At 60.2% G+C, this 13,716-nt stretch carries 10 protein-coding genes; 3 read left to right on the top strand and 7 right to left on the bottom strand.

All coding sequences use genetic code 11. The annotated features are described in order from the left end of the window. Positions 1 to 21: 21 nt before the first annotated feature. Positions 22 to 1,677, bottom strand: a complete 1,656-nt coding sequence (locus ACM6IP_RS03890) for an arylsulfatase (protein WP_095168613.1) — start codon at positions 1,675 to 1,677, stop codon at positions 22 to 24. 405 nt (positions 1,678 to 2,082) lie between these two features. On the opposite strand from ACM6IP_RS03890, the gene ACM6IP_RS03885 reads away from it, so the two are divergent. Continuing rightward, positions 2,083 to 3,330: an OmpP1/FadL family transporter gene (locus tag ACM6IP_RS03885; RefSeq protein ID WP_414860984.1), complete on the top strand. Its 1,248-nt coding sequence runs from the start codon at positions 2,083 to 2,085 to the stop codon at positions 3,328 to 3,330. Between the two features lie 300 nt (positions 3,331 to 3,630). Further along, positions 3,631 to 5,244, top strand: a complete 1,614-nt coding sequence (locus ACM6IP_RS03880; RefSeq protein ID WP_414860983.1) for a mechanosensitive ion channel family protein — start codon at positions 3,631 to 3,633, stop codon at positions 5,242 to 5,244. A 34-nt stretch (positions 5,245 to 5,278) separates the two neighbouring features. On the opposite strand, the gene ACM6IP_RS03875 is transcribed toward ACM6IP_RS03880, so the two are convergent. From ACM6IP_RS03875 to ACM6IP_RS03850, 6 genes are all read right to left on the bottom strand, one after another. Further along, positions 5,279 to 6,505: an MFS transporter gene (locus tag ACM6IP_RS03875; RefSeq protein ID WP_095168620.1), complete on the bottom strand. Its 1,227-nt coding sequence runs from the start codon at positions 6,503 to 6,505 to the stop codon at positions 5,279 to 5,281. A gap of 209 nt (positions 6,506 to 6,714) precedes the next feature. Further along, entirely contained in the window at positions 6,715 to 8,061 is a 1,347-nt protein-coding gene (locus ACM6IP_RS03870; RefSeq protein WP_095168622.1) for an OprD family porin, read from the bottom strand. A 201-nt stretch (positions 8,062 to 8,262) separates the two neighbouring features. Continuing rightward, positions 8,263 to 9,285, bottom strand: a complete 1,023-nt coding sequence (locus ACM6IP_RS03865) for a histone deacetylase family protein (protein WP_414860982.1) — start codon at positions 9,283 to 9,285, stop codon at positions 8,263 to 8,265. A gap of 88 nt (positions 9,286 to 9,373) precedes the next feature. Further along, a complete protein-coding gene (locus ACM6IP_RS03860; protein WP_414860981.1) occupies positions 9,374 to 10,306 on the bottom strand; it encodes a 2-hydroxyacid dehydrogenase in 933 nt (310 codons plus the stop codon). 2 nt (positions 10,307 to 10,308) lie between these two features. After that, on the bottom strand, positions 10,309 to 11,061 hold the full coding sequence (locus tag ACM6IP_RS03855; RefSeq protein ID WP_095168627.1) for a class II aldolase/adducin family protein: 753 nt from the start codon (positions 11,059 to 11,061) through the stop codon (positions 10,309 to 10,311). Next, complete coding sequence (locus ACM6IP_RS03850; protein WP_095168628.1) at positions 11,061 to 12,371, bottom strand: MFS transporter; 1,311 nt, start codon at positions 12,369 to 12,371, stop codon at positions 11,061 to 11,063. Before ACM6IP_RS03850 ends, ACM6IP_RS03855 begins: the two co-directional genes overlap by 1 nt. A gap of 157 nt (positions 12,372 to 12,528) precedes the next feature. Here ACM6IP_RS03850 and ACM6IP_RS03845 point away from each other — a divergent pair, with 157 nt between their 5' ends. Further along, the gene (locus tag ACM6IP_RS03845) at positions 12,529 to 13,506 is read left to right on the top strand and encodes a LysR family transcriptional regulator (RefSeq protein ID WP_414860980.1); all 978 of its coding nucleotides are present in this window, start codon (positions 12,529 to 12,531) and stop codon (positions 13,504 to 13,506) included. The last annotated feature ends 210 nt before the right edge of the window (positions 13,507 to 13,716 follow it).

Raw genomic sequence — 13,716 nt, 5'->3', positions numbered from 1 at the left:
CGCCGCTCATTGCCTGCTTAACTAGTTTCCGGCGGGCATCGGCAAGTGAATGCCTTCTTTTTGCAGTTCCTCTCGAACCGACTGGAACTTTTGATATTTCGACAGCTCGATCGGTCCGTCGTAAGTCATGCTTTGCATCTTGCGAGGCGGGTATTGCACGTAGGTCTTCATCAAGTTGCTGATGGCAATGCTGATAGGAACCATCGACCAAGTGCGTTCGGTAAAGTTGTTCATGAAGATGTCATAGCGCTCCTGCGGGTCCTGCAGCAAGTCGAAGACCTGCGGTACGGTTGCCACGTACTTGCTGGCGCCTTTCCAGCCCTGATTGGAGTCGACCGCCAGGCCACCGGTCTGGGCGCCGTCATCGCCGCGCAGGTTGAAAACGGCCTTGAAGTTGCCGACACGGGCGGCACCGGGCGACAGTTCGTTTTCCGTGAAATAGAACCACTCCTTGCGGGGTGAGGGGCCGGTCCCCAGCAATACCGGGGTCATGTCGTAGCTGTCGAACATGATCGGCTGACCTTCGCGGTCTTTCTCCGGCAGTTTAATGCCGGCCACCGACGCGAATGTCGCCATCAGATCCAGGCCTCCGATGATGTCGTGGTTTTTCATCGCAGGTTTGATTTTTTCCGGCCATACCATGATTGCCGGTACTCGGTTGCCACCTTCGCGTACCGTGCCTTTGGTGCCGCGGAAGGGCGTATAGCCGGCATCCGGATAAACGTCCTGCCAAGCGCCGTTGTCGGTGGTGTAAACCACCAGGGTGTTCTTATCCATGCCCAGCGCTTTGAGCTTGTCCATGATGCGGCCAATGCGGGTGTCGAGTTCCACCACCGAGTCGGCGTACTTGGATTTGGAAATCGACTTATGTACGAATTCCGGTGCCGGCAAATTCGGCTGATGCACTTTCATGAAGTTGACGTTGATGAAAAACGGCTTGTCGGACTTGGCGGCGGTATCGAGAAACTCCATGGCGGCTTTCTCGACATATCCGTCAAAGTAGGGAATCCCGACCACACCGGGTTTTCCATCGATAACCGGCGTATCGACATACTCGCCGTTGATCTTGAATTCCTCGACCGGTTTTTCACCTGCCTTGCCGGACAGCGCGCCCTTGGTGACATTGGCGAACATGGCGCGGGTCTCGGGGTCCATGTCCGGGAACCATTCTGGATCGGCATAGGTGTAAGCGTTGAGGTGATAAAGGCCGACGTACTTCATGACGTCGTAGCCCTGGGCATTGGGCATGGCGTAATCGGCTTCGCCCAGGTGCCACTTGCCGGTGAAGTAAGTGTCGTAGCCACCGGTCTTGAGAACGGAGGCAAGGGTCCATTCGGCTGCCGGCAAACCGCCACCCTGGCCCTGAAATGCCACAGTGGTCATGCCGCTGCGGTTGGGAATGCGCCCGGTCTGCATGGCTGCCCGGCCGGGAGTGCAGCTGGGTTGGGCGTAGAACGAAAAGAAAGTGGTGCCTTGCGCCGCCAGTTCGTCGATGCTCGGTGTCGGCATGCCGCGACCTACACCGCCGCCATAAGGGCCGAGGTCACCGTAGCCGGTATCGTCGGAGACTATGAACAGGATATTGGGTTTTTCGGTCTGGGCTGCATGGGCAACGTTGAGGGCGATGAGCAATGAGCACGCAAGGTAGAACTTGGTACGATGTGAGAGCCGTTTCATAAGCGGTACCCTATCGAAGGTTGACCCTTTCAGTTGTTACGCACACATCAAGTACGCAACGATCAGGATCTCGGTGAGTAAATCCCCCTACGCCGTGCCAAAAGACAGTTCAAGGGGGCCAACCGACCCATCGAAAGAACTCCCGTTTAATTCAAAGCACCCAAAGAGCCTAGTAGGTTAATGGCATCTTGCGCGAAATCGGATTCACTGTTGAGGTCGTTCACCTTTACCGCCTCAATACCAAGCAGCTTCGAAGAGCATGGTTTGTGTTTTCTTGACTAGTATCTATTCGACTTGAGCGTGCGCGGTCGCACCAACTGTTACGCCCTGGAGTCGGGTGCGTGCGCTACGTTATTCGCACAATGGATAGTTGTGAGGTTAATCATGCCAACCAGAAGTAGTGTCATGCCCGCCTGCACACTCCTGGCACTGTGCTGCCAGCAAGCCTGGGCCGGCGGCATTCTGCTCTACGAAGTTGGCACCGATAATGCCGGCCTGGCCAACGCCGGTGCCGCTGCGCGCGCCCAGGGCCCATCGACCATCGCCAGTAACCCCGCGGGCATGAGTTACCTGTCAGGCACACAAATTACCGCTGGCCTGCAAGTGCTGTATGGCGACCTGAGCTTCGATCGCGACGCCGGTAGCAATGTCGCAGGAACCGGCAGCGGTAACGCTCTCGACCCGATTCCCGGTGGCAGTTTCTTTATCAGCCATGAACTCGACGACCACTGGAGCGTCGGCTTCGGCCAGTACGGTGACTTCGGCCTGGCGGTCAACTACGACAATGACTGGTACGGTCGCTACTTCGCGCAGAACTCCAGTCTGCTGGGTCTGTCCCTGGTACCCAGCGTTGCGTACCGATTTAATGAGCAATGGTCGGTGGGTGTTGGCGTCAAGGCCATGTACGGCATGATGCAGGCGCAAACCGCCATCGACCGCGCTCCCTTCGGCTTCACCGATCGTGCTGACGGTCAGTACAAATACAAGGACGGGGCCTGGGGTTATGGCGCCAATGTCGGGGTAATCTACGCCCCGCAATCCGGCACGCGTATTGGCCTGACCTACACCAGTAAAGTCGATCTGGACTTCGAAGACCGGCTGGATGTGAAAGGCGACGGGCGTCTGCTGGAGCGCATCAACGACACCGCCACCAAACTCGACACCAGCGTGCCGCAGACCGTGACCCTCAGCCTGTTCCAGCAATTGGACCGGCAATGGGCTTTGCTGGCCTCGGCTAATTGGCAGGATTGGTCGCAGTTCGGTGAGATCGGTGTACAGGTCGACACAACGGCGTTGGGCGCACAGTCGAAATCAGTCGATGCCGGGTTCAAGGACACTTGGCACCTGTCCCTAGGCGCGCAGTACCAGGCTACCGAGCAATGGCTGTGGAATGTTGGTATGGCCTACGACAGCAGCGCCGTCTCCGACAGCAAACGCAGCGTGATTGTACCCATGGGCGAATCCTGGCGCATCGCCACAGGCGCAACCTATGCGCTTAATCAAGACACCGACATCAACGTCAGTTGGGCCATGGTCTGGCTAGGCGATATGCCTGTGGACCAGACCAAGTCGATCTCGGGTCATCAAGTCTCCGGGGAGTACGGCGACGCCTGGATTCAAGCCCTCAGCGGCAACATGACCTGGCGATTCTGAGGTGTGAGCGTTTTCGCAAGTGGACGGAACCGATTGCGCTAACCATTACACCACCGACCCAAACCTAATGGAGTTTGGGTCGTCGTGACTCCTTTGCCGCCGATCTGCGAATTCCAACTAAAGGTCTATAGTTGTAATCGCCCTGCAATAACTACCTGGCTAGAAAGTACGCCTCCCACCGCCGCCAATGCGGTGTTCGCCAACGTGCTCGGGCACCCCTCAATCAGCAAATAGCCCGTCGTTGAGCTACGCTGCGATACGTACCCCTGACCTGAATTATGTCAAGTAAGGAACTGACGCATGCGGAGCAGGTTTCTCGCGCAATTGACTGCTGTTTTCTTGTTGTTTTGCTCAGTTTTCGCGTTCGCGCAGGACTCTCGCGCAACGGTAGAACCTGCTTCCGCGGAACTGAAAATCTACAACCGCAGCGTCATGGTTTTCCGCGCCGCGTTATACGGTGAAATACCGGAAATACGGGTCAAGCGTGCGAAAGCGGCGATCAGTGAGGCAATGGATGAGTCAGACGATCTGAATGTCACCCTCGACTCCATTCAGAACAGTTACATGGTGCTGCTGGGCTCCAGGCGCGCGTTTATTGTTTCTCCCCAGGATGTCGATGCCAGCCAATTTGAATCAGTGCGCCAGGCCGCAGAAAGCGCCGCCGACAAACTGCGCCAGGTGGTTAGCGAAACCCAGGAAGCCCGCAGCCTGCATTTCATTTTCAGGTCACTGGCAGCTGCAGCCCTTGCCACCGGTATTCTGATTGCCGCGCTCTGGGGCATGGCGTATCTGCGCCGCAGATTGCTGAGGAAACTGCCGGACTTGATGGATCGGCATACACAGGCGCTGAAAGTCGGACGTGTACAGGTAATAGATGCCAATTACCTGTACCCGCTGGTCAGTCGTTTACTCGGGTTACTGCGCTGGCTCGTCGTGCTGTTGCTCACGTATGAATGGCTTGGCTTTATTTTGTCGCGGTTTCCCTATACCCGGCCCTGGGGCGAAAGCCTCAACAACTATCTGTTGGACGTCGCGGGATATCTACTCCAAGGGATCGTCGGTGCAATTCCTGGTTTCGGCGTCGCAGTCGCAATCTTTTTCATTGCCCGTGGTATCTCAGCTTTCAGTCGCCGGATCTTGCGTCGCATGGCCGTCCCCGGCACCTTCAGTTGGCTGAATCAAGAAACCCTGCACCCGACCCAGCGCTTGACCTCCCTGGCTATCTGGCTGTTTGCCTTGGCCATGGCTTATCCCTATTTGCCCGGCGCCGGTACAGATGCCTTTAAAGGCTTGTCGGTACTGATCGGTTTGATGATTTCCCTCGGTGCCACCAGTGTGGTCGGGCAGGCGGCGGCCGGATTGATCCTCACGTACACCCGAACCTTGCGTCCCGGGGAGTTCGTGCGCATTGGCGACTATGAAGGCACCGTCACAGAGCTGGGCATGTTCACGACTAGCATCCGAACAGGTCTGGGGGAGGTGTTGACGCTGCCCAATTCGATGATTACCGCCACCGTTACCAAGAACTACTCCCGTACCGTGCAAGGTCCTGGGTATGTGGTCGACACGGTCGTGACCATCGGTTACGACACGCCGTGGCGGCAGGTCGAGGCGATGTTGCTGGAGGCCGCCAGGCGCACGCCCGGTGTTCTCGAAGACCCTCCGGCGCAGGTGTTCCAGACAGCGTTGTCGGACTTCTATCCCGAGTATCGACTGGTGGCCCAGGCAATTCCGAGTCAACCTCGACCGCGGGCGGTATTGCTCAGCCTGTTGCACGCCAATATTCAGGACGTATTCAACGAGTACTCAGTGCAAATTATGTCGCCGCACTATCTCGGTGACCCCAGCGAAGAGAAGCGTGTACCCAAGGACAAATGGTTTACCGCACCCGCGCAACAATCGAAGGAACTGTGAGCGCTATTGAAGGGCGCTCACAAATTGGCCCGGGTTAGCAGGGCTGGGCCGCCAGGCTATTGGTGATGTTCCGCCCCAGCACCAGCACCGTGACAAAACCGCAACCTACCAGCGCCGTGGCAAGACTCAGCAGCACCGAGCTGCCCAGGTGGTCGACGATCTGCCCGCCGAAAAACGAACCCAGCGCAATAATCACCTGGAACAAGGCGACAAACAGCGGCATCCCGCGTTCGACATCCTTGGGCGCTACGACAAACATCCAGATACTGGCGCAGGCCGGGAAGGCGCCAAAGGCGAAACCCCAGAGCGCGATCAGCATCGCCGCGCCGGTCATGCCGGTGGCGAAGTGGGGGAATAGGGCGGTGCTGGTGCCGATCATCAGCGCGACCAGCAATAGGGTATGGCGTACGCTGCGGTTGGCGGCGAAGCCGGCAAAAATATTACCCATGACCCCGGCCACGCCAAAGAGCAGCAGCAACGAGCCAATAGTCGGCCCATCGAAGCCGGCACTGTGTTTAAAGAAGGGGGCGACGTAGGTGTAGGCGGCAAAGTGCGCCAGGCCAATCAGCAATACCGCAATCAAGCCAACGCGCGCTTGTGGATTGACGAACAGGGCTGGCAGGTCACTGATGCGGATGGCCTTTTCCGGGGTCAGGCGGGGCAGGAGAAAGACCTGCGCCAGGAGCACCGGAATACCCATCAACGCGGTGATCAGGAACGTCATGCGCCAGCCCATCAGGCCGCTGAGCCAGGTGCCTACGGGCACGCCAAGGACGGTGGCCAAGGTCACGCCGACCATGATTATCGAGGTCGCCTGGGCGACGCCAACGCCCTTGGGTGCCAGCCTGCCGCTCAGCGCGATGGCCGTCGCCCAGAAGCCGCCGATACTGATGCCCAGCAGTACGCGCCCGAACAGCAGCAGGTTGAAGTCGCTGGCGAAGGCCACGACCGAGTTGGCGATGATCATGATCAACGTCAGGCCGATCAGTAGATAGCGACGGTCCATGGCGCCAATCCCGACAGACAGCAAGGGGGCGGCCAGGGCGGCCATGATGCCGGGCAGGGTCACCATCAGGCCGGCGTGGCCGGCACTGATGCCAAGGTCGCTGGCGACATCGTTGAGTACGCCCACCGGAAGAAACTCACTGGTGACCAGGGCGAATGCACCTACGGCGACGGAGAGAATCGCCAACCACTGCTGTTTGACACTTTGCTGGCTATGTTCGGGGATGTCGCGAGGGGCCTGGCTGGCGCTTGGCATGGTGTTGATTCCAGAGGGACAGGTCGCCTGCAGGCAGGCGGGGGGAAAAGGGAGGCGATTATAGGAATCAGTCCTGGATATTCAACAGGCGTGCCGCTCGATAGTAATCATCAGCGCAATCAATGCGAGGTTCTTGGCGGGGGGGAGGCCATACACGGCGGTGCCGGCGATGGCCTCTGTTGATTGCGCTCGCTGGGAGCGCGTTCAAGCTAGCGCAGGAAACCCAGGTCCAAGGGGTAGTCCAGGATGATCCGGGTTTGATCCAGGTCGTTGGCAATCGCGCCGTAATCGCCACCGGTCCGCATCGAGGCGAGCATCAAGCGCAGCGACAGGTTCTTCGCCGGTCCTGACTGCACCACGTATTTGACCCACAGGTCCCGCTCCCACTGCGAACCATCGCGCACCGCCTGGTAGCGGGAGTAGGCACCGCCGGCATCCCTGCCGTCGATGTCAGTGCCACGAATGTAGCGCGCGGTGAAGGTCAGGCCCGGCACGCCGAGCACGGCGGCATCCAGGTCATAGCGGGCACTCCAGGCCTTTTCGTTGGGGCTGTTGAAGTCACTGCCCTGGGAGGCCGCATCCAGTTCGATATCAAAACTGTTCCAGACATAGTCGAATGGCTGGTCGCCATCGATCTGCGTATAGGCCAGTTCAAACTTGTGGCCACCCAGCGCATACCCCGCACGCGCACTCCAGGCATCGTTGCGGATATCGCCCAGCAATGCCGCGCCGGTATTGCGGGTACGGTAATAGTTGACGCCGGTATTCACCACGCCGCCGACGGTCAATGGCAGGCGGTAGTCAAGCGAGGCGAACTGCTGATTCCAGATGTCATCGAGTTCGGAGCCAAATAGCTTGATCTTGAGGTTGTTGACTCCCGTGTAAATACCGCCGTAATAACTGACGAACTCGCTGTCGGCCTGGCGCCCGCTGTAGGCCGTGCCCAGATGCCCACCATGATTGGGTTGCGCGCGGTCGCTACTGGAGACAAAACGCCCGGCATTCAGGGTCAGGCCGTCGAGCGAGCGATCCGTGGCGTTGAAGCCCCTTAATGTTTGCGGCAACAGACGAATGTCGCCGTATTTGAGCACTGGCGAATCGGGAAACAGATCGCCGTAGGCCAACTCGGTATGGCCGACCCGCATCTTCACCGCGCCACCGGCCTTGGAGTAGCCACTTTTAGGCTCTCCTTGATTGTCCCGTGCAACGATGCCGCCATTGCCGATGCCATCCCCGACGCGTCCGTTGCCGCCGTCGAGTTTGAGCGCCCCCATGTAATGCAGATCCATGCCGAAGCCAATCAGCCCCTGGGTATAACCTGAGTTGAACTTGGCCAGAACCCCTTGCGCCCACTCCTGACGATAACTTTGGCGTTCGCCTTCGGGGTTGCGGTAGCTGCCGCTACGGTTGTCGGCATTCCAGTAAAAGTTACGCAAACCTACCGACGTCGTGCTGTCTTCAATAAAGCCGCTGGCCGACTCTGCCGCGCCCACTACGGTACTGCTCAGGCAGACGCTGGCGCCGGCCATCCCCAGGGTGAAAAGTTTGAACCACATGGTGCACTTCCTTTTTGCCAACGTTTAAGAGTGGCAGCGTGAATTTTTATTGTTCTGGACCAGGTGTGTTTGCTGCGGGCAAGGTCAAGCCCGACCGCTAACTTGCGCCGAGGCGTAAGTTGCACCCTTGTTGTTTTAGGTATTGCTCGGTAAGCCCAGGCTGCAACCCTTGGTGGGTTAACCAGCCCGGGCGATTGAGGCTCAGCGCGAGGCGGTCAAGCCGTCGAAGAACCGCGCAGCGTTTTCGTCGAGGGTGGCGATGTCGTAACCGCCTTCCTGCACCACCACGCATGGCAGGCCCAGCGCCTTGATTCGCTGGCCCAGCACCCGGAAACCTTCATGGGTTACGGCAACCTTGGACTGCGGGTCGTTTTCGTAGATATCAAAACCCAGTGACAGCACCAGTACGTCTGGGGCGAAGGCGCGCAAGGCGGCCTCGGCCTGGTCCATGCACGCGAAGAAATCCGCCTCGCTGGAGCCGTGGGCCATCGGCAGGTTCAGGTTAAAACCTTCACCGCGGCCAGTGCCGGTTTCGTCGTCGAAGCCGGCCACCACCGGGTAGAAGTTGGTGGGGTCGCCATGGATCGACACGTAGAGCACGTCGTCGCGGTCGTAGAAAATCTCCTGGATGCCCTGGCCGTGGTGCATGTCGGTATCCAGCACCGCGACCTTGGCGAACGTGCCCCGCAACGCCTGGGCAGCAATTGCGGCGTTATTCAGAAAGCAGAAGCCGCCAGCGCCTTCGGCACGGGCATGGTGTCCTGGTGGACGGCACAGGGCGTAGGCCGCCTCATCGCCCTGGATAATCGCCTGGGCGGCGGCCACCGCACTTTGCGCTGACCAGTAAGCGGCCTGCCAGGTGTGTTGGCCAATCGGGCAACTGCCGTCGGCCAGGTAGCGGGCGGTCTTGCCCAGGATCCCGCGCAGCGGATTGCCTTCGCGGATAAAAATGTTCGACATCACCTCATCGCCCCAGTCTTCCGGCACCTCGTGCCATTGCTGGTACGCGCTGCTCAGGTATTCCAGGTAGGCCGGGCTGTGCACCGCGGCGAGTGGCGCCTGACCGTAGTCGAGCGGTTCCTGCAGCGGGTAGCCGAGCTTCTTGACCACCGCCAGCAGTGGGTCGATACGCGCGGGCACCTCTTGCGGCTCGCGCATCTGCCCGCGCGACAGGTAGGAACGTGGATGGTGTAGACGCTGTGCCGGGTGGAAAAATGTTTTCATGGATGACCTCATGCCAAGACAATTCGGGTTGCATGTGCGTTGGCCGATAACGCGGCACACAACGCGCAGTGATTAATTCGTGGTCCGCTCAATATCCCTGTTCGGGATCGACCAGATTGTTCAATGCCAGTCCCGCGGCGAGCCGTGAAACGTTGTCGGCGACCTGCTGGGCGATGCATTGGTCCGAGGCGGCGGACGCCATGTGCGGCGTCACCCAGACCCCAGGGGTGCGCCACAGCGGCGAGTCCACAGGCAACGGTTCCTGCTCGAACACATCCAGCAAGGCGCCACGCAATTGCCCGCTCGCCAGGGCTTGTTGCAAGTCCGGATGATTGAGGTGCTGGCCACGCCCGCAATTGATCAAGGCACTGCCTCGCGCCATGTACTGGAACACCTCGCGGCCCAACACACCTTGAGTGGCGGCGGTCAGCGGCAGCAAGTTGACCAGTACATCCAACTCCGAAAGAAACCCCTGCAGTGCGCACGCTCCGCTGAAGGTGCTCACGCCATCGATTGCTCGCGGCGTGCGCGCCCAACCGCGCACGTCGTAGCCGGCCTCGGCCAGCCGCATGGCCACCGGTGCCCCGATCGCTCCCAGGCCCATCACCCCGACCCGGAACCCTTGCGCACGGCGCTGCAGCGGACGCTGCCAGCGTTGTGCAGCGTTGTCGGTTATCACCTGGTCGAAGCCGCGGTGAAAATGCAACACCCCCCAGTGCACGTACTCGCTCATACCCTGGGTGTGATCCGGGTCGACCACCCGGCATACCGGCAGCGCCGGATCACGCGAAGGATCCTGGGCCAGATGGTCGACCCCCGAGCCAATCGAGTACACCAGGCGCAAGTTCGGCAAGGCGCCGAGGCTGCCCGCTGGTGGGAACCAGCACACTGCAACCTGGGCCTGCTGTGCGCCTGAATCTTCAGGGCGCAGCACCTGCAAGTGCGGTGCATGGCTGGCAAACAGCGCGGCCAGCCAATCGGTCAGCGCAGGGTTCTGGCACAACAACACGAGACTGGCCATGGTCAACGGCACCAATCGGCGCGCTGCTCGTCGATCAGACTGAGCGCGGCCTGCCAGGCCAGATCAATGATCCCCTCGATACCCTCACGGCCAAACTGCGCGGCGGTGTGCCGGCACACGGCTTCGTCGGGGATGTTCAGCGCTACCCCGGCGGACATCGCCTGGATCTGCGCCTGGCAGGCGCGCTCCAGGAAGTAGATTTCGTGGAACGCCGCCGCCACGCTGTCACCGGCCGCAAGCAGGCCGTGGTTACGCAGGATCATCGCTTTGTGCGAGCCCAGGTCAGCCACCAGCCGCTCGCGCTCGTGCATCGACAACGCGATGCCTTCGTAGGTGTGATACGCCAGGTTGCCGTAGAACTTCAGCGCGTGCTGGGTCAGCGGCAACAACCCGTCGCGCTGGGCAGCCACCGCCATACCGGCAGCGGTGTGGGTGTGGATGATGCAGTGCAGATCCGGGCGAGCCTCATGAATTGCCGAATGGATGACGAACCCGGCCGCATTCACGTGCCCACCGTGCTGACCGTCGACCACGTTGCCCTCGAGGTCGATCAGGACCAGGTCACTGGCGCGCATTTTCTCGAACGCCACGCCGTAGCGATTGATCAGGAAGTGCCGCTGCGGCCCGGGCACACGCAGGGTGATGTGAGTGTCGATCAGGTCGGTCATGCGGTAGTAGGCGACCAGCCGATACAGCGCGGCCAACTCACAGCGTGACTGCCACTCGATGTGCGACATAGCGCTTGGCTTGCTCATTAAACAACTCCTTGGGAAAGGGGCAGCCCGACCGGCTTGGCGTTGACGCCGCGCAAATAAGCCAGGCCCAGCACACCGATCAACGACATCAGCGCCAGCCCGCTAAAGAAGACTGCCAGCGGCCACCATTGACCGGCGAAATGCCCCGCCAGGAAGGTGCCGATCAGTGGCGTCAGGCCACCACTCACGCCGCTGCCCAACTGATAGGCAATCGAGATGCCCGAGTAACGCACCCGCGCCTGGAAGGCTTCAGCCATGTAGCCGGCGATCACCGCGTACAGTGCTGCCAGCAGCAGTACCGCCAGGGCAATCCCCGCGGTCATGTAGAACAGGTTGCCGGTCTGCACCAGCAGGAACATCGGGTACGGCACCAGGATGCACAGCGACGCCACCCACTTGAGGAAGCGTCCCTCGCCCAGGCGTTCGGCCAACAGCGCAGAACAGGGTTGGGAGAGAAATTGCAGCACGGTGACCACGAACAGACAGTCGAGGATCGTGGTCTTGGCGATGCCCTGGTACTGCGTGACGTAGGTGATCATGAAGGTGTTGGTGAAGAAGAAACCGCCCGAGCCGATAGTCACTGCCAGGGCCGCGAACAGAATGCTCTTCCAGTCCTTGCGGATAACTTCCAGCACCGGGTTCTCGGCGGTCTGGCCGCTGTCCTGGACCGCGGCAAACTCCGGCGACTCAGGCACGCCGAAACGAATCGCCAGGCCGACCATCATCAGCACGCCGCTCATCAGGAACGGAATACGCCAGCCCCAGCTCATCAGTGCGTCCTGCTCCATTTCACTGATGCAGCGGAATGCGATCAGCGCCAACAGCAGGCCCGCCGGGCTGCCCCATTGGGCGAACGAGGCGAAGAACACCTTGCGGCCCTTGGGCGCGTGTTCACTGGCCATCAGCACCGCGCCACCCCATTCGCCACCGACCGAAATCCCTTGCAGTAAGCGCAGGACCACCAGGCCGATCGGGGCCCAGATACCCGCCTGGGCATAAGTGGGTAGCAAGCCGATGCAGGTGGTCGCCACCCCCATCAGCACGATGGTCACCAGCAACATTTTCTTGCGCCCCAGGCGGTCGCCCAGATGGCCGAAGACCATGCCGGCGAACGGGCGGGCGATAAAGCCGACCGCGAAGCTGCCGAACGCGGCCATGGTGCTGAGCATCGGGTTTTCACTGGGGAAGAACAGCTGGCCGAGAACCAGCGCTGCCGCGAAGGCATAGATGTAGAAGTCGTAGAATTCGATGGTGGTGCCGATAAAGGCCGCTGCCGCGGCACGTCGCGGACTTGAGGTAGTGCTCGTCATCTGTAGCTCCTGGACGTCATTGTTATAAGCAGGAGGAAATGTGTGTCATGCGCAGGCACGACGTTCGCACTCTGGCGGTGCGTTGCTGGATCTTGCGCCAGCCCCTATGCTAGGAAAAGCTTCTAATCTAAATACTCAAGTATAAGCACCAGGAATAATGATAATCCCTGCCGGCCCTTCGTTACGCGATCCCGACGCCAAGCGCTTCCTCAACGACCGCCTGGACTGGAATCTGTTGCGCACCTTCCTGGTGATCGGCCAGGAAGGCAGCATCAGCCGGGCCGCCGCGCGCCTGCACTTGAGCCAGCCGGCCATCAGCCAGGCCCTGCGGCGCCTGGAGGAGCAACTCGACAGCGCGCTGGTGGTGCGCCGTGGGCCGCGTATCAGCCTGTCCAAGGCCGGTGAAGAAGTCATGCAGATCGCCGCCGAACTGTACGGCACGGTCTCGCGCCTGGGCCCAGCCCTGGATTCACCCGCCGAGACGGTGGTGGGCAAGATCCGCATGCTGACCATCAGTCGTATTCAATCACGCTGCTACGATGAGTTCCTCGCGCAATTTCACCTTGAATACCCGCAGGTGGAGTTCGAGGTCGATGTGCTGCGCAGCTCGGATGTGGCCAGCGCACTGCTGCAAAAAACCGCCTCGTTCGGCCTGAGCCTGTGCCGCACCCCACAGCCCAAGCTTGAGCAACGGGTGTTGCTGCAGCAGCGCTATGCGTTTTTCTGCGGCAAGCGGCACCGGCTGTTCGGTCGCACGAACCTGACCCTGGCGGATTTGCAGAGTGAAAACTTCGTCAGTTTTACCAGCGACCAGATTGGCGGCAACCTGTCGCCGCTTACGGTGTTTCGTGATCAGCAAGGGTTCACTGGGCGCATTGTTGCTTCGTCTCCGAGCCTCGATGAAATCCGCCGGCTGGTGGGCGCCGGCTATGGCATCGGTTGCCTGCCGGAGCACATCGTCGCGGCTGATGTGCTGGCTGGAGAAGTCTGGCGCTTGCCGCCATGGGAGGGAGTGATTGACGTGAATGTCTACTTGCTGTGGAACCGTGAACAGAAACTGACTCAGGCTGAGTCGGTATTTCTCGAGAGGTTCCAGCAGATGCTCATGACCACGGATCTGGCTGAGCGGTTTTAGGTTCGGTACTGCGCGCCATCGTAGACGGTCATCGCGAGCAGGCTCGCGATGGTCGCCAACGATAACGCGCACAACCTGATGCACCGCGCCGTCCTTGCAACCATCGCTGGCAAGCCAGCTCCCACAGGTCCCTGCATACACCAGACCCTGTGGGGCTCGGCAAGCCAGCCCTCCCATAGATGACCCCACGTCATCCATCCATTGAAGAAC

It is taken from the genome of Pseudomonas sp. IT-P176 (assembly GCF_949767245.1).
Lineage (GTDB): Bacteria > Pseudomonadota > Gammaproteobacteria > Pseudomonadales > Pseudomonadaceae > Aquipseudomonas.
This window is presented reverse-complemented; position numbering and strand designations above follow the sequence as displayed.